The 17,827-nt window shown below is 45.8% G+C and carries 15 protein-coding genes and 1 other RNA gene; 14 read left to right on the plus strand and 2 right to left on the minus strand.

Translation table 11 applies throughout. From position 1 onward, the window contains the following. The first annotated feature begins 24 nt into the window (after positions 1-24). From dinG to GJB59_RS18050, 8 genes are read left to right on the plus strand one after another with little or no spacing between them, the layout of a single operon-like run. Positions 25-2,787: an ATP-dependent DNA helicase DinG gene (dinG, locus tag GJB59_RS18015; protein ID WP_142826433.1), complete on the plus strand. Its 2,763-nt coding sequence runs from the start codon at positions 25-27 to the stop codon at positions 2,785-2,787. 24 nt (positions 2,788-2,811) lie between these two features. After that, positions 2,812-2,982 (plus strand): YpmA family protein, encoded by a 171-nt coding sequence (locus tag GJB59_RS18020; protein WP_142826432.1) that lies wholly within the window; start codon positions 2,812-2,814, stop codon positions 2,980-2,982. A gap of 8 nt (positions 2,983-2,990) precedes the next feature. Then, positions 2,991-3,467 carry a cell wall elongation regulator TseB-like domain-containing protein gene (locus GJB59_RS18025; RefSeq protein ID WP_142826431.1) on the plus strand — a complete coding sequence of 159 codons (477 nt, stop codon included), beginning with the start codon at positions 2,991-2,993 and terminating at the stop codon, positions 3,465-3,467. Positions 3,468-3,482: 15 nt separating this feature from the next. Beyond that, positions 3,483-4,673, plus strand: a complete 1,191-nt coding sequence (locus GJB59_RS18030) for a pyridoxal phosphate-dependent aminotransferase (RefSeq protein WP_142826430.1) — start codon at positions 3,483-3,485, stop codon at positions 4,671-4,673. 31 nt (positions 4,674-4,704) lie between these two features. Beyond that, positions 4,705-6,000, plus strand: a complete 1,296-nt coding sequence (asnS, locus tag GJB59_RS18035) for an asparagine--tRNA ligase (RefSeq protein ID WP_142826429.1) — start codon at positions 4,705-4,707, stop codon at positions 5,998-6,000. Positions 6,001-6,028: 28 nt separating this feature from the next. Further along, entirely contained in the window at positions 6,029-6,730 is a 702-nt protein-coding gene (locus GJB59_RS18040) for a DnaD domain-containing protein (protein ID WP_142826428.1), read from the plus strand. 12 nt (positions 6,731-6,742) lie between these two features. After that, positions 6,743-7,423 (plus strand): endonuclease III, encoded by a 681-nt coding sequence (gene nth, locus GJB59_RS18045; protein WP_142826427.1) that lies wholly within the window; start codon positions 6,743-6,745, stop codon positions 7,421-7,423. Continuing rightward, the gene (locus GJB59_RS18050) at positions 7,398-7,736 is read left to right on the plus strand and encodes a YpoC family protein (protein WP_142826426.1); all 339 of its coding nucleotides are present in this window, start codon (positions 7,398-7,400) and stop codon (positions 7,734-7,736) included. The genes nth and GJB59_RS18050 overlap by 26 nt, the downstream gene beginning before the upstream one ends. Positions 7,737-7,783: 47 nt before the next feature. On the opposite strand, the gene GJB59_RS18055 is transcribed toward GJB59_RS18050, so the two are convergent. Next, on the minus strand, positions 7,784-10,513 hold the full coding sequence (locus tag GJB59_RS18055; protein WP_203583282.1) for a penicillin-binding protein 1A: 2,730 nt from the start codon (positions 10,511-10,513) through the stop codon (positions 7,784-7,786). Between the two features lie 34 nt (positions 10,514-10,547). Next, on the minus strand, positions 10,548-11,159 hold the full coding sequence (recU, locus tag GJB59_RS18060; protein WP_142826424.1) for a Holliday junction resolvase RecU: 612 nt from the start codon (positions 11,157-11,159) through the stop codon (positions 10,548-10,550). Positions 11,160-11,537: 378 nt separating this feature from the next. On the opposite strand from recU, the gene GJB59_RS18065 reads away from it, so the two are divergent. From GJB59_RS18065 to GJB59_RS18090, 6 genes are all read left to right on the plus strand, one after another. Next, positions 11,538-11,906 (plus strand): YppE family protein, encoded by a 369-nt coding sequence (locus tag GJB59_RS18065; protein ID WP_142826423.1) that lies wholly within the window; start codon positions 11,538-11,540, stop codon positions 11,904-11,906. Next, complete coding sequence (locus tag GJB59_RS18070; RefSeq protein WP_142826422.1) at positions 11,899-14,169, plus strand: DEAD/DEAH box helicase; 2,271 nt, start codon at positions 11,899-11,901, stop codon at positions 14,167-14,169. The genes GJB59_RS18065 and GJB59_RS18070 overlap by 8 nt, the downstream gene beginning before the upstream one ends. A gap of 6 nt (positions 14,170-14,175) precedes the next feature. Then, positions 14,176-15,423 carry a ribonuclease H-like domain-containing protein gene (locus GJB59_RS18075; RefSeq protein ID WP_142826421.1) on the plus strand — a complete coding sequence of 416 codons (1,248 nt, stop codon included), beginning with the start codon at positions 14,176-14,178 and terminating at the stop codon, positions 15,421-15,423. Between the two features lie 65 nt (positions 15,424-15,488). After that, entirely contained in the window at positions 15,489-15,782 is a 294-nt protein-coding gene (gene gpsB / locus GJB59_RS18080) for a cell division regulator GpsB (protein WP_006829902.1), read from the plus strand. A gap of 48 nt (positions 15,783-15,830) precedes the next feature. Next, an RNA gene (gene rnpB, locus GJB59_RS18085) (RNase P RNA component class B) lies at positions 15,831-16,210 on the plus strand. A gap of 477 nt (positions 16,211-16,687) precedes the next feature. Then, positions 16,688-17,824 carry a THUMP domain-containing class I SAM-dependent RNA methyltransferase gene (locus tag GJB59_RS18090; protein ID WP_142826420.1) on the plus strand — a complete coding sequence of 379 codons (1,137 nt, stop codon included), beginning with the start codon at positions 16,688-16,690 and terminating at the stop codon, positions 17,822-17,824. Positions 17,825-17,827 lie beyond the last annotated feature (3 nt).

Consider the following 17,827-nt stretch of genomic DNA (forward strand, 5'->3'; position numbering starts at 1 on the left):
ATCACCTAAGAAAGAGGGGCTGAAATGAACACGCAAAAGTATGTCGTTGTCGATATTGAAACAACGGGCCATTCCCCTGCAAAAGGTGACCGGATCATTCAGCTGGCAATGGTAACGATTGAAAACGAAGTGATCACGGATACATATACGAAATTCATCAATCCTGGGCGAAATATCCCTTTATTTATACAGGACTTAACGAATATTACGGACAAAGATGTGGCAGAAGCCAAAGCCTTTGAATTTTACGCAGAAACCGTCTTTGAAAAAATGCAGGATGCTATTTTTGTGGCGCATAATACCAATTTTGATCTGCCATTCCTGCAGGCAGAGCTCAAACGCAGCGGCTTGCCAAAATGGCATGGAATTACGATGGATACGGTGGAATTGGTTCGGCTCATGTATCCGACCGCATTCAGCTTTAAATTGCAGGACATAACTTCCGAGTTGGGGATTCCACTGGAAAGTGCACACCGTGCAGACGACGATGCCATGGCGACCGCATTGTTGTTCCTGCGTGCTAAAACTGATTTGGAATCATTGCCTTATGACACATTGGCATTTCTCCATAAACGATCATTTCAGCTGAAATCGGATTTATCCCGGTTGTTCTTTGAGTTGACACAGAAAAAAAGAAATGCCCAAGCTGATGAGTTTGATCGGTTTAAAGGGGTTCCACTGAAACCGCGAGCTCTATTTTCGTCAGGTCCAAACCAGACCGAATCGCTGCCGCGTGATTGGCGGGAGGGACTCGAAACAGTCTTTCCAAATTTCGAAAAGCGTCCAAGCCAATTCCGTATGATGGCTTCGATTGAAGATGCGTTAACCCATAAAAAAGAAGTGGTTATAGAAGCCTCGACCGGTATGGGCAAAACCATTGCCTATTTGCTGCCGGCGGCAAATTATGCCCTTGAAAGCGGAAAGCAAGTCTTAATCAGCACATATACCACCCATCTGCAGGATCAGCTTGTTCTGAAAGAAGGCCGGATGGTCGAAGCTTTTATCGGTTCGCCGGTCCGGATTTCATTGATCAAAGGCTTGTCGCATTACATCGATTTGGCGCGATTTGTCGAGTTGCTCCAGGGTGATGATGAGTCTTATGATGAGACCTTTACGATTATGCAGGTGCTGGTCTGGCTGACGGCAACAGAAACCGGGGATTTGAATGAACTTAATTCTTCGAGCGGCGGCCAGTTTGTACTGGACAAAATTCGTCGTTCGCATATCCGCAAATTATCGCAACAGGAAAAAAAGGCTGATTTCTATGAGTTTGCCTTGAAACAAGCACAGCATGCCCACATTATTGTCACCAATCACGCATTTTTGCTGAACCAGCATTTAAGCAAGAAGTCGATTCTGGCGAATGTCGATGCTTATATATGGGACGAAGCTCACCAAGTTGTTCAAGCAGCAGTCTCACAGCACGAAAAGACCTTTGTTTATACGCAATGGAAATACATTTTTGGCCAAATTGGGAGCCTGGACGACCAGCAGCTTTTTGCAGCACTTTTTGAAACCGCAGATCGTACCGGTTTTTCAAACGTACCCGAATTGCTTAAGCTCGACTCGTTGTTCCGCAAATTCACAATGTTGTTTGATGAAGTTTCAGTTTTGCTGGCAACCGAGTTTTCGGCGAAGTTTGCTGCTAGCCGGCACAAGAAAAACGCCTCATTGCTGAGTGAGCTGGCGCTTGAAGACTCCCGTTTCCTGGAACTGCTGCGCTATTTGAATGAATGGATCGATTTGTCGCAGCTTGTTTTGCAAAAAGCTGAGCGCCTGACTGAAAAAACTATCCAGGACCGGCTGACGATCGCGGACTGGCGCTATTGGACAGAGGAAATGATGGTCAAGGCAGTCGAATTCAGCGAAATTTTTGTTTTCCCGCTGACCGATGAAGTGAGCTGGATTGAGGGAGATTTAAGAAGTTTGCCCACCAGTTTGTCCTTATACAAAAGGCCGTTTGCCGTGGCAACTCTAGTGGATAAAGTTATGGCAGCTGCACGTGCAGACATGGCCGTGATCTGGCTCTCCGGAACGATGACTGTTCCGGCAAATGACCGCTTTATTGTCAATCAGATCGGAATTCCGCAGCATGTGCCGATTTTAAAATTTGAGCCGCCAAAAGATTTTTATCAGGGAGCCCATGTGTATATTGTGGAAGATATGCCGGATATCCAGCAGGTATCCCAGCATGAATACATCGAATCAGTAGCGGACGCGGTGATTCAAACCGTCATTGTGACAGAAGGACGCTGTTTTGTGCTCTTTACGTCACAGGATATGCTTCGGAAAACAGTGGATTTGATCCAGGACACAGGCCTGCTGGATGATTATATGCTGTTCGCACAAGGGATTTCTACAGGCAGTCGCATGAAGTTGCTGAAATCGTTCCAACGTTTCCAAAAATCGGTGCTGTTTGGCACAAATAGTTTTTGGGAAGGCGTCGATGTCCCAGGGGATGCGCTTCGAGCTGTAGTAGTGGTGCGTTTGCCATTCACTTCACCAGACGAGCCAATTTTCAAGGCACGCTCTGAAATTATTTCGCGGGAGGGCGTCAATCCGTTTCTGCAGTATGCATTGCCTGAAGCAGTGCTTCGTCTGCGGCAAGGATTCGGCAGGCTGATCCGCTCAAAAAATGACAAGGGATTGTTTATCGTACTTGACCGCAGAATTGAGACAAAATCCTATGGCCAGGAATTTATAAGCGCTTTGCCGAAAGTCAAAGTGTCCAAAGTGTCTTTAGAAAAGATGGTAACCGATATTGAAGCTTGGTATAATAAGCAATGATATAACGAAAGGATGGGCGCAGACATGGAATCAAAAATTGAAGTAATTTCTACAGTGGAAGTCACGTATCAAACCGATTTATATAAAGTGGTGGACGCATTGAACCGTACCTTGAAAGACAAAAATTTAATGTTTGGCCTGGCACTTGATAAAGAAGATGCTGAAAAAGCAATTTTTACTATATATAAAACATAGGTGATGAAATGAGACAATGGATTACATTCATACTCGGATTTTTATCGTTTTTGGCAGTTGCCATCATCATTCTGGTTTTGTATGTTGGCAATAAACCCTATTCAGAAACAGAACAACAAGCCATCGACCGTGCGAAGAGCGAGCAGTTGATCGAAGAAGTGGAACGAGCGTATGTCTACACCAATACCTCGGCATCTGTTACCGTTCTTGGGACAAACAGCTCAGGTGAGTTGACGGCTGTTTTTGTTCCGGAAGGCGATGGCGAAATGCAGACTACGCCGCTGGAAGACAAAATAACGGCACAGCAGGCGCGGGAAATGGCTCTTGCAGAAATGGATGTCAAAGACATTCTTCATACCAAACTCGGTATGGAGAGCGATGGTCCCGTGTGGGAAATTGCATTTTTGAATGAAGAAGAAAGTTTGAATTATGTTTATCTGTCCGCGAGTGATGGTACTTGGTGGAAACGAATATTGAATTTGTGAAAGGGCGGAATAAATTTGATCAATTTAGCAAATCGTGTACAAACTTTAACACCTTCTACAACATTGGCAATTACTGCAAAAGCGAATGAGTTGAAAGCTCAGGGAGTGGACGTCATCGGCTTGGGGGCCGGTGAACCGGATTACAACACACCCGCAAATATCTTGGACGCGGCGTACCAATCGATGAAAGAAGGCAAAACCAAATATACGCCTGCTGGCGGCCTGCCGGCATTAAAAAAAGCCATTATTGAGAAACTGCAGAGAGACCAAGGGTTGAACTACCAGCCAAGTGAAGTAATGGTCGGCATTGGTGCTAAACACGTGCTTTATACCTTATTCCAGGTATTGCTGAACGAAGGCGACGAAGTGATTATTCCGATTCCGTATTGGGTCAGCTATCCGGAACAAGTTAAATTGGCACAGGGCGTTCCCGTATACATAGAAGCGACAGCCAGCCAGGAATACAAAGTCACTCCTCAGCAATTGAGAGAAGCTGTGACAGACCGGACAAAAGCTGTCATCATCAATTCACCGAGCAATCCGACAGGCATGATCTATTCCAAAGAGGAGTTGGAGGCGCTGGCAGAAGTTTGCCGTGAATTCGATATCCTGATCGTTTCAGATGAAATTTATGAAAAGCTAATCTATGGAGATGTTGAACATATCTCCATCGCAACTCTTTCGGAAGATGCAAAAAACCGTACCATCGTGATCAATGGTGTATCAAAATCCCATTCGATGACAGGGTGGCGGATTGGCTATGCAGCCGGCGACGCTAAATTGATTAAAGCGATGACAGACTTGGCGAGCCATTCTACGTCAAATCCAACAACAACTTCCCAATATGCGGCGATTGAAGCCTATAACGGGCCGCAGGACACCGTAGAGGAAATGCGCCAGGCATTTGAAGGACGCTTGAATGAGATCTTTCCTAAACTGCAGGCGATTCCAGGTTTTACGGTTTTACGTCCTCAAGGTGCATTTTACCTGCTGCCGGACGTTTCCGAAGCTGCAGCGAAAACCGGCTATGCTTCGGTTGATGACTTTGCCACGGCTTTGTTGACAGAAGCGAATGTAGCGGTAATTCCGGGTTCAGGCTTTGGCGCGCATTCAACGATTCGCTTGTCTTATGCAACCTCGCTTGAAATTTTGACGGAAGCCGTGGAACGGATCCATCAATTTGTGACATCGAAATGGAAAGACTAAGACCACACTATTCTTTGGAGGCTATCGCTGGATGAAAAAAATTACCATTGCCGAAATGGCTAAATATAACGGACAAACAGTAAAGTTAGGAGCTTGGATCGCCAATAAGCGATCAAGCGGGAAAATAGCATTTCTTCAGCTGCGCGACGGTTCCGGATTTGTACAGGGGGTTGTCGTAAAAGCAGAAGTAGGCGACGAGATTTTTGCAGCAGCTAAAGCGTTGACACAGGAAACGTCACTTTATGTAACAGGAGAAGTGAAAGAAGATGAGCGTTCAGCATTTGGCTACGAGCTTGCTGTGACGGGCATTGAAGTGATCCAGGAAGCAAAAGATTTCCCAATCACACCAAAAGAGCATGGAACAGAATTCTTGATGGACAATCGGCATTTGTGGCTGCGTTCACGCAGACAGCACGCTATCATGAAAATCCGCAATGAAATCATTCGGGCAACATACGAATTCTTCAATGAAAACGGTTTTGTGAAAGTGGATCCACCAATTTTGACCGGATCATCTCCGGAAGGGACATCCGAGTTGTTTGCAACAAAATATTTTGAAGAAGACGCATATTTGTCACAGTCTGGCCAGCTTTATATGGAGGCTGCTGCAATGGCGCTTGGAAAAGTATTTTCATTCGGTCCTACTTTCCGTGCCGAAAAATCGAAAACTCGCCGCCACTTGATCGAATTTTGGATGATTGAACCTGAAATGGCCTTTATGGAGCATGCAGAAAGCCTGGAAGTGCAGGAACAGTATGTTTCCCATATTATCCAATCCGTATTGAAAAACTGCAAATTGGAATTGGAACGTCTGGAAAGAGACGTATCGAAACTTGAAAAAATAAAAGCGCCGTTCCCGCGCGTTTCGTATGATGATGCCATCGTATGGCTGAACGACAATGGCTTTGATGATATCAAATGGGGCGAAGATTTTGGCGCACCGCATGAAACGGCTTTGGCAGAAAGCTATGATATGCCGATCTTCATCACCAACTACCCGATCGGCATCAAGCCATTTTACATGCAGCCGCATCCGGACCGTGACGATGTTGTATTGTGTGCAGACATGATCGCACCGGAAGGCTACGGAGAAATCATTGGTGGATCTGAACGTATCCATGACTATGATTTGATGAAACAACGAATCCAAGAACATGGCTTGGATGAAGATGCCTATGCCTGGTATTTGGATCTCAGCAAATACGGAGCGGTTCCTCATTCCGGCTTCGGTTTGGGTCTTGAACGCACGGTTGCTTGGATCAGTGGCGTTGAACACGTCAGAGAATCGATTCCATTCCCTCGACTATTAAACCGTCTTTACCCTTAAAATAAATGAATGGAAAGGTGGTTGGGATATGAAACAACCTAATCGGCTGCAAATGTGGATCGAGCAGGGGAATGTTAACATTTCCCAGCTTTTTTTTCAGTTTTATAAAGAACTGAAGATTACAGACGAAGAAGCCATGCTGCTTATGCACATTCAGGCATTTCAACAAACGGGAAACCAATTTCCGACGCCTGATGAAATTGGTGCGCGCATGATGACTTCGCAAAAAAGCGTAACAACCATGCTGCAGAAATTGATGCAGCAAGGGTATTTGGCCATCGAACAAACAACAGAGAATGATGTACTGACAGAAATCATTTCGCTTCAGCCTTTATGGGACCGCTTGCTGGACTGTGTGTTCAAAGAACAGCATGAAACGAAAGAAAACACCCAAAAGGATCTGGAGGGGGAAATCTTCCAATTGTTTGAGCAGGAGTTCGGACGATTCCTGTCACCCATGGAAATCGAGACCATTTCCATGTGGATGGACCAGGATGGGCATACGCCGGATGTAATCCGAATGGCGCTTAAAGAAGCAGTTATTTCACAAAAAGTCAGCCTGCGTTATGTAGACCGGATCCTTTTTGAATGGAAAAAGAAGAACATCAAAACTTCTACACAGGTAACTAAACATGCAAGTTCTTTCAGAGAAAAAAATATCCGGATTCAGCCAACAGAGAACGTTGCAAAAAAAGTTCAGTTTTACAACTGGCTGGAAGACCGCAATTAGAAGGTGAAATAGATGATGTCGAAAAAAGAATGGCTTGCTTGTTTGGAAGAGATGGACGCAATGTTCCCGGATGCCCATTGTGAATTGGTCCACCGCAATCCGTTTGATTTATTGATTGCGACGCTCCTTTCGGCACAATGCACGGACAAGCTGGTGAACCGGGTAACGGCTGATTTATTTCAGAAATACCATACGCCTGAGGATTATGTATCTGTGTCTTTGGAAGAGCTGCAGCAGGATATCCGATCAATCGGTTTGTTCCGAAACAAGGCAAAGAATATCCAGGCACTCAGCCAGATCCTGATTGATGAACAAGGCGGTATTGTGCCTGCTGATCGAGATCTCTTAATGACGCTTCCGGGAGTAGGAAGAAAAACAGCCAATGTGGTCGTGTCTGTTGCTTTTGGAATTCCAGCTTTGGCAGTGGATACACACGTGGAACGTGTCGCCAAACGCCTCGGCTTGAATAGATGGAAAGACAATCCGCTTCAAGTGGAAGAAACCATCATGAAAAAAACACCCGCAGACGATTGGTCGAAAACACATCATCAAATCATCTTTTTTGGCCGCTATCACTGCAAATCACAAAATCCGGGATGCCATATCTGTCCATTATTCGATCGATGCCGAGAAGGGCAGAAACGCGAGAAAAAAGGACTTATCAAACATGAAATCGTCACAGAAGTTAACTAAAGAACAGCTTGATCCCTATTTTCTGGAATGGGATCGAATTGCAGCAGATTTAACTATTCTGCATAGACAGCGGAACAAACGCTCAAAAGAGGTTATACAAGCTGGTATTGAGCTGTATCATCAATTACTGGCTCATTGCCGCGAAGCGCTTCAGGATAGCGGATTCCAGCCGCTGAACGGTTCGGAACGCCTTTCGTTTGTCGAGTCATCCCCAGGAACCTATGCTGCTTACCGCCAATTGGATGAATTGTTTTCGGAACTGAAGAAGACTATCGCCAGAAAGCGAATCGATCTCAAACGTTTAAATGAATAGCATGGCAAAACCCCCGAATGCGTTGGCATTCGGGGGTTTTTTTATGGTTAATTATTTTCTTCATTGTCAGCATCGCCATTTTGGCTATCATTATTGCCATTATCGTTCTCGTTGCTGCTCTCGTTTTCATTGTCTTCGTCAGCGTTGTTGTTATTGTTATTGTTGCCGTTATCGCCACTGCTGTTCCGATTTTCACTGCTGTTTACAGAAGGTGTTTCGTTTTCTTCTTCTTCAGTTGGATCTTCGGGAACATCAATTGGGTCCTCGGCCGGTTCTTCCTCAGCTGGTTCATCCTCAGCTGGCTCTTCTTCGGCCGGCTCTTCTTCAACCGGTTCTTCTTCAACTGGCTCTTCTTCGGCCGGTTCTTCTTCAACCGGCTCTTCGGCCGGTTCTTCTTCAGGTTCCTCAGGAGCGGCAGCAACTTCTACTATAGTCGAAGCTGGATCGCTTCGTTGTGTGCTATTGACCGCAACGACGCGGAACGTATAGTTCTTTCCTTCTTCAAGGCCATTAAATGTATAGGACTGGCTTGATGAAGTGGTGAGAACTGAACTCGATCCATCGACCTCCACGGACACTTCAAATGATACATCGTCATCTCCGTAGTTCCAGGATAGCTGGGCTGAGCTGCCTTGAACATTTGCGCGCAATCCGCTTGGTGTTTCCAGATCTTCAACGACATAGCGCTGTGAAACTGAATTCGGTTCAGTGCCACGTGCAAATAGTTCAGAGCTTCTCATGTTGTATGGAGTAAAGGCACTGGCCAATTTCAACGGATCAGAGCCTACTTCAACAACTTGCTCGGTTACTGATTCCGGTTGCTGGAAACGAGCAGTTTCGGGTGAAGATATCTCGGACATGACATTTTTGAATAGACGCTGAGCTAGCAGGCGTTCGTTTGAATCCGTATCGATCGGTGTTGAACGATCGGCATAACCGCTCCAAACCGAAATCGAATAATCGGTTGTATAGCCGGCGAACCAAACATCCAGCGCGGAGCTGGAATCCAGTCCATACTTTTCGAGATCTTCAAGTGAGTAGTTGGTCGTACCGGTTTTGCCGGCCATATCCAGTCCATTGATGGCGACTTCTTTGCCGGTAGAGCCGGGCACGTTCAAGTCTACAACATCTCTTAGCATATCTGTGACCATGTATGCTGTACTGTCTTTCATTGCCTGTTCCGGTTCTGGTGCTACAATTTGTTCAGTCGAGCCATCGCGGAAAACAATTTTTTTGATGGTATGGGGCTTATTGAATTCACCTTGGTTGCCGAATGCAGCATAAGCACCTGCCATTTGGACTGTAGAGAAGTTAGCAGATCCCAATGCTGTAGATTCATAAATGTTTTCCATATCGAGCCCCACATTGCTCATGAATTCGCCGGCATCTTCTGTGCCGACTTCCTGCAAGGTTTTAACTGCAGGAATGTTGCGGGATCGGTAAAGTGCTTCGCGAATGGTCATCGTACCAAGAAATTGGCCATCGACGTTGCGGATTTCCTGGTCATTATCTTCATAAGAGTAAGGTTCATCGACAACGGTTTGGCCAGTAGACCAATCCAAGTATTCGATGGCAGGTCCATAATCCAATAATGGTTTAATGGTTGAGCCGACTGACCGGTCTGTAGCTGTCGCATAGTTGTGGCGAACATCACCCGAGTATTCACGGGCCGCACCAACTGCGCTGATTCCGCCAGTTTTGGTATCTACAACAGTCATGGCAGATTGAACATTGTCATCAAAAAATAAATCAGAAGCCATCGCTTCGTTTACTTTTGTTTGGACATAAGGCTCCAATGTTGTGTAAATTGTCAAACCTTCATCAAGCGAATAGTCGCCTTCAAGTGTATCAAGTTCATCCTCGACCATTTCCATAAAGGCGGTGTATTCGGCATTTGGTGTTTGCTGTTGGCGTTCGCCTTCAGGCACCAAAGAATCGATTACTGGCAGCGCTTGTGCCTGTTCTTTTTCTTCTGTGCTAATTTTTTCATGCTGATCCATCAGGCTCAAAACGACATTTCGGCGTTCTTCGGCACGTTCCGGATTTTTGAATGGGTTATAGCCATTCGGGCTTTGCGGCATTCCGGCAAGCAAAGCTGATTCAGCAAGCGTCAGCTCGCCGAGTGGTTTGCCGTAAAAATATTCTGAGGCTGTACCGAATCCGTAGATATTGCCGGACATCAGTATTTTATTGAAATACATCTCGAATATTTCTTCTTTTTCGTATTCTTGTTCGAGCTTGTATGCCAGGTAAGCTTCTTGTGCTTTTCGTTTTAAGGTCTTGTCATTAGTCAGAAACGAATTTTTAATGACTTGCTGGGTGATTGTGCTGGCACCTTGTGAACCAAAGCCGCCAGTGATATTGGCAATGACTGCACCGCCCAGGCGGATAACGTCAATTCCGGAGTGTTCGTAGAACCGGTTATCCTCCGTTGCTAAAATAGCATCTTCCATCGTTTTTGGAATATCTTCATAATTGACGTATTCCCGATTTTCTGAGGTGATGTAGGGGATTTCTGTTTCACCATCTGCAGCATAAAAAGTTGGGCTGATCGGATCGCGAAGCAGTTCTTCATCGATTTCCGGGGCACTGCTGGCATAGAAGGCAAACAGGGAGGCTCCAAAAACAAACCCGGCAATCCCGATTGCCACCAGTGCAAGCAGGATGCGTTTTATCCAAGTCACTGCAGGTGATTTCTTTTTCTTTTTATTGGTGGTCTTCTTTTGGCGTTCAATTGCTTTTCGGCGTTCTTCACGCGAAATTTGCTTATCGCTCAAGTTCAGTTCCTCACTTTCATATATATGATGGTGCTTAAAGCTTGTTCAGAAGAGGCAAATAATTGATGCGGGGAAACGCTCCAGGTGTTAGTTCAAATGAAGTTTCTTCAATTTCCTGCAAAGTAACCGATTTTCTTCCGCCAGTCAACATCCGGTTCCAAAACACTTCGAGTTCTCCGTAAGGCATGATGAAATACCGCTGCCAGGATGAAAAACGGATGATCATGAACGCCACTCCATTTTGTTGGACCACTTGGGACATATGATGGATTTGGTGATCATGAATGTTCTTCAATGGAAATGAAGTTTTGCTTTCTGTTTCTTTCGCCTCGAAGTCAATGTATTTTCCATTCCATACACCGTTGTAATCTGTGGTGGAGGGAGACTGGAAATAAGCTTCCCGAATGACGGCAGCACTTCTGGAAGGATACTCGACTTTAACGATTTGCAGAGGCACAGGCTTTTTATGGATGACTGCCAATCCCAACTGAAGATAATAATCATTGGTCTCGTTCAACTCGTCCTCTAATGTCTTCCCGCGGTTGCTGAAGGAAAAATCCTTCTTATTTTTCTTTGCCGTTTGTTGTTTGGCAGGCTGCTCTTTTGAAGGAACAAATTTTTTTCCATTTGGATAATTGATTGCCATTGTGATACACCTCGCTTACTCTATCATATCACAAGCTTTTAGACGACTGATATGATGAAAGGTTTCAACAATTTAAGTCGGAAAAATGACGTCTAAGAATTCCAGCCTCATAAAATTCCAGAAAACAATGGTTCTTGCATAGCTGTACAAGATCCATTTCGATGGAAGCCTTCAGTTTGCCCTGTTTTCCCGAACATCGGTGCAACAGGGCATCTTCCTTACACTTCCCTAAAAACTAAGTGATGAATCCAACTTCTGTCTGTTCTCTAATAATAACGGATTTCTTAGACGGTTCCAAATGGGAAGAATGCTTGTTCGATAAAAGTCGTACCGTATTGGTGAATATGATAAACTAATGGCAATGGAGGGGTTGCAAAAATGACAGTTAGAGAGCTCTCTTCTGCATTATACGACGAATGCGGAAAATGCCAGGACCGCTTTTTTGAAATGCGTGAAACGGATGCGGTTCCGGATTTTTATGAAGATGTTAAACCATACGCAGATTACTGGCACGGCAAAATAAATGAATGGCAAAGGGAATCATTGCTTTACATTCAACAGGAGCGGCCGAAGTATGTCCACAAGCCGACAATCGATACAGCGGCAGAAGGCATGGCGCAATTTTTTGTTCAGAGCTTTTATAAGGAGACCAGCAAAAAACGTTTTATCCAGACGATCCAGGCAGCCCAATACACGTTGCAGACTTTTATGCTGGCCATAGATGAAAAGAGTGCTGAGCATGATTAAGCGAAAAAAACTGCCTGAGTTGATGAATGAATGGAAAACAGAACCGGACATGATGGAGCGTATTGTCCACTGGCATACGCGGCAGGAAAAACCTGCAAGGTACGCTGACTTTCCTCCGGAGATGCATGGCAGCCTGAAAGCAGCATTGCGGAAAAAAGGCATTGAGCAATTATATACCCATCAGCGCGAAGCGTTTGATTTGGCAACCTCCGGCAATTCGTTTACCGCGGTTACGCCTACAGCATCGGGCAAATCCTATTGCTATCATTTGCCGGTGCTGCACAAAATTTTGAATGATCCGGGCGCACGCGCTCTGTACTTGTTTCCCACAAAAGCATTGGCGCAGGATCAGAAAAGCGATCTGCATGATTTGATTGAGAAGACGGAAGAAGAGATTCTGTCTTACACGTATGATGGAGATACTTCTCCTGCAATCCGTACTAAAGTGCGCAAAGCCGGACAAATCGTTATGACAAACCCGGACATGCTGCACTCGGCGATTTTGCCGCATCACACGAAATGGGTCTCTTTATTTGAGAACCTTCATTATATAGTCATCGACGAGCTGCATACGTACAAAGGCATATTCGGGACGCACGTAGCCCATGTCATCCGCAGGCTGAAACGGATCTGTGAATTTTATGGCAGCAATCCGGTCTTTATCTGCACTTCCGCAACAATCGCCAATCCTAAAGAACTGGCAGAAAACTTGACGAACAGCACACATAAGCTGATTGACGAAAACGGTGCACCTTCGGGCAAAAAGCATATTGTTTTTTACAATCCGCCAATTATTCACCCGACTTTTGGCGTCCGCAGAAGCGCAATACTGGAAGTCCGGGATTTGGCCACCCACCTGATCAAAAACGGCATTCAGACGATCGTTTTCGCCAAGAGCCGGGTTCGCGTCGAAATGCTGGTAACTTATTTGCAGGCCATCACCAAAATGAAACTGCAGGATGATTCGATTAAAGGCTATCGTGGAGGCTATTTGCCGACAGAACGGCGAGCTATTGAAAAAGGTTTGCGCGATGGTTCAATTCAGTGTGTCGTTTCCACCAATGCTTTGGAACTTGGCGTCGATATTGGCCAGCTTCAGGCATGCATCATGACGGGCTATCCCGGAAATATCGCTAGCGCCTGGCAGCAGGCAGGGCGCGCAGGACGCCGCCAGGATGAATCCCTGGTCATTTACGTGGCGCAATCAACTGCCCTGGACCAATACATCATCAACCATCCGGAATATTTGCTGGACCAATCGCCGGAAGAAGCCCGCATCCATCCGGAGAACATCATCATCTTGATGGACCATCTGAAATGTGCTTCTTTTGAACTGCCATTCCGCATCGACGATCAGTACGGAGAATTTGAAGTGCAGGAACTGCTGGAGTATCTGCAGGAAGAAGGGGTGCTTGTCCGGACCTCAGATCGCTGGCATTGGATGAGCGACCGTTTTCCGGCGCATGATATTTCCCTGCGCTCTGCTTCACAGGAAAATGTCGTCATCATCGACCAGTCAGTTCCTGCAGATACACGTGTAATTGGCGAAATGGACCGCTTCAGTGCTATGACGCTGCTGCACGAAGAAGCAATCTACCTGCATCAAGGCACGCAGTTCCAAGTGGAAATCCTGGACTGGGAAGAAAAGAAGGCCTACGTCAGGGAAGTCGACGTCGATTATTTCACAGATGCCAATCTGGCAGTGGAATTAAAAGTGATGAGCGAAGACAAAGATAAGATGATGAACAGTTCAGAAGTTTTCTATGGCGATATCGCTGTACTTGCCATGCCGACGATTTTCAAAAAAATTCGATTTGATTCGCATGACAATATTGGCTCAGGGCCGATTTCGTTGCCGCCAGAAGAGCTTCATACTTCTTCAACTTGGTTGAGTTTTACGAAACCGGCGGATTTTTCGGAAGCAGAGCTGTCTGATACGATGACCGGAGCGGCATATGCAATCGAATCGTTCATTCCTGTATTTGTTCAATGCGACCGTCGGGATGTCCATGTCGTGCCTCAAGTGAAATCGCCGCATAACGACATGCCGTCGTTTTTTATACACGATTCCTACCCAGGCGGCATCGGCATCAGCGAGCGGATTTATGATTTGTGGAAGCCGTTGCTCGATAAAGCGCAGCAGCACGTCTCAGAATGTCCATGTCTGGATGGATGCCCATCATGCATAGGCGCACAGGACGCAGCCATCAGTATGAAGGGCCACGTAATTCGGCTATTGGATGAGCTTCGCAAAGAGGGGTGAAGAAGAATGTCGTTTGAAAACAAACTTCTCCAAATGAAAGGCATGCTGAAAAAACAGCCGGCCAAAAAACAGCAGCCTAAAGCGTCAGAGCGGCCGCTCCATGAAAACAAGTGGAATGGGATCGGACTGGAGTTGGTCGAAAACAAATTCGGCTACGTATTCCAAAAAAAAATCATCTATCCTTTTGACACCCGGCATGGTTCAGTCGTGTTGAATGAACTGGATCCTGTGCTGAAGGCGTGGCAAAACACGGATTTTGATCATCCTTTCAAGCTCAAGGAACAGGACCCGCTTGTTTTTTTTGATACGGAAACCACAGGCCTCAGTGGAACCGGTGCGTATATCTTTTTGATTGGCCTGCTCGTAAAGCGCAGCGACCATTTTGAAATGATGCAGTATATCATGCCGGATCCTTCCCATGAAGCTGCGTTTTTGTACGAAACCGGATTGTGGAAAACGGACGATCCGATCATTTTTTCTTATAATGGCAAAAGCTTTGACTGGCCGCAGCTGACGTCCCGCTGGACCATGCACCGAAACATTCTTCCGAAGCTTCCGGTTCCGCGCCAAATTGATTTGTTTCATGGCACAAAGCGAATTTGGAAAAATGAGCTGGCACGGATGAAGCTCAGCACCATTGAAGAAGAAAAGCTTGGTTTTACACGGCAAGGGGATGTGCCCGGCTACTTGATTCCTGCCATTTACCTCGATGCTGTGAAGAGCGGGTTTCCCGAGGGATTGGCAAAAGTGCTGTATCATAACGAGCTGGATATCCTGTCGCTCGTTTCGCTGTATGTGCTGTCATCCAATTTGCTGATGGAGGACATGGAGTCGGAAACGAGCGGAGCCTATACAAATATCGGCAAATGGTATGCAGACTTGAAACAGTTTGACCAAAGTGCAGCATATCTCGAACATGTGACAGTGGAGCGCGGCGCTTCCTCGGCGTTGGCTCGATATTTGCTGGCCATTCAGAAAAAAAGGGCAGGTAAGCACGAAGAAGCCGTTAAATTATTTAAAGAAGCCGCACCTCACTTGCGCGGCAGCATTGAAGTGGAGGCATGGATCCATGCTTCTAAACTTTACGAGCATCAATTGCGCGACCTGGACCAAGCGATCACTATGGCTGGTTTTGCAAAAGAAGCGAGCGAGCATACAAAAGTACGCCATTCCCTCATAGAGGATATCTTCAAAAGGCAGAAGCGCCTGGATGAGAAAAAGAGAAAAAAACGCCCTGAAGTTGCTGAGAACTAAGCACGGCAAATCCACCTTATGCTATACTTATCATAAGGTAGCTTTTTTATGGAAGGACGATTGGAATGGACAATAAATTTACATCAAAGGACATTTTAGAAAAAGATTTTAAAACGGCAATGCGCGGTTACAATCAGGATGAAGTGGATCATTTCCTGGATGAAGTCATTCAGGATTATGAAGCTTTCGCGAAGCGGATTGAACAGCTGGAAAACGAAAATAAACGCTTGCGCATGGAACTGGAAGACACGCCAAGAAAACAGGCGACACCGGCACCCGGAACGACAAACTTCGATATTCTGCGCCGCTTGTCCCATCTTGAAAACCATGTATTCGGCAACAAGCTGGACAATAACTAAAACAATTGTTTTATTGTGCCAAATGACGTATACTAGTAAAGCCATTTGAAATTCTGGCAATCGCTCTGGCATTTATGCTGGAGAGGAAAGTCCATGCTCGCACGGTTCTGAGATGACCGTAGTGTTCGCGCCCAGTGAAACAATAAGTTGGGGCAGCTAGCAATAGCTGACGGCGGGTAGAACGCCTAAGTCTTCGGATATGGCCTAAATACCCTGAAGGTGCCACAGTGACGGAGCTGTATAAGAAATTATGCAGGTGGAACGAGGTAAACCCCGTGAGCGAGAAACCCAAATTATGGTAGGGGCACTTTTCTGAAGGAAATGAACCGATGAAGAGGCAGGCGCAAGCTTGCAGATAGATGGTTGCTGTCCACTAGTACGAGGTGCAAACCGCTTGAGTACGTGGAAACAAAACATGGCTTATAGAATTTCACATGGTCTTAAAATGCTTATCAAAGGCTCTCCTGTCGGGGGAGCTTTTCTTCATATTATGAGTCGAAATGTTAAAAAGTATAGATTTTGAAGAAATCGTTTCAGGCGGACGATTTCCACTCTTTCTTCTAAGAGTTATCCAGAGAATACAAACTTAAATGCTTTGCGGAATAACCTGCAAGATTTATAAAATTGGCTTCCTTATTTTTCTGATTTAAAAAGATATGGAGCACACCAACGGAGACTCCCGCGGTATAGTGAAGTGCCGAAATCCACTCGGACAGCAAGTCCGAGTTAGTTCGGCGCGAGCCCGCAGGAAAGCGGAGTTGGTTTGCGGAATATCAACAGCAGAAAAGGAGTTAATATTAAAAAGAGATTAACCTATACATTGAAAATATATAGGTAGGTCAATTGACCATCAATATAATAAACATCGAAATCTGAATTAGTGAACAACTGGAGAGGAAGTCATTATGACAACATTTAAATTGCTCGCAACAGCTGCTATGGGCTTGGAGTCGATAGTAGCCAACGAAGTAAAAGAACTGGGATACGAAACTGAGACAGAGAACGGCAAAGTATTTTTTGAAGGAAATGAACGGGATATCGCTAAAACAAATCTGTGGCTGCGGACAGCTGACCGCGTCAAGATCATTGCCGGTGAATTCAACGCTTATACCTTTGATGAATTGTTCGAACGCACAAAAGAAATTGAGTGGGAAAAATTCCTGCCGGTGGATGCTGAATTTCCGGTACAAGGGAAATCGGTTAAATCGACCTTGCACAGTGTGCCAAACTGCCAGTCAATTGTTAAAAAAGCGATTGTCGAGCGCTTGAAAAAAGCATATCACCGCAATTCCTTTTTGGATGAAACCGGACCGCGCTTTAAAATTGAAGTATCAATCCTGAAAGACAAAGTGCAATTGTCCATTGACACAAGCGGAGCAGGGCTGCATAAACGCGGCTACCGTTTGGATCAGGGGGAAGCCCCATTGAAAGAAACCTTGGCTGCGGCCTTGGTGAAATTATCAAGATGGACGCCTGACCGTCCATTCGTTGATCCGTTCTGCGGTTCTGGTACAATCGCTATTGAAGCGGCGATGATTGGCCAAAACTTGGCGCCCGGCTACAACCGCGATTTCGACAGCGAAGAATGGCCATGGATTGGCCAGGAGATTTGGGATGAAGTCCGCGAAGAAGCGGAAGAGCTGGCAAATTATGACCAGCCCTTAAATATTCTTGGCACAGACATCGACCACCGCATGCTGACAATTGCGGAAGAAAATGCCCGGGAAGCCGGCTTTGCCGACTTGATTCAATTCGAGCAGCGCCAAGTGAAAGATTTCACCACTACTGAAGAAAACGGCGTTGTCGTTGGAAACCCGCCATATGGGGAACGTCTTGGTGAAATTGAAATTATTGAAGAAATGATTGCGGACATGGGGCGCGTATTTGCGAAGCATCCGACATGGTCCATCTACATGCTGTCATCGATGGGGCGTTTCGAAACCCTATACGGACAGCCGGCCACGAAAAAACGCAAATTATTCAACGGATTTATCCGCACGGATCTTTTCCAATTCTGGGGAGAACGTTCAAAAAATAAATGAGAC

Source organism: Planococcus soli, from assembly GCF_016881065.1.
GTDB lineage: Bacteria > Bacillota > Bacilli > Bacillales_A > Planococcaceae > Planococcus > Planococcus soli.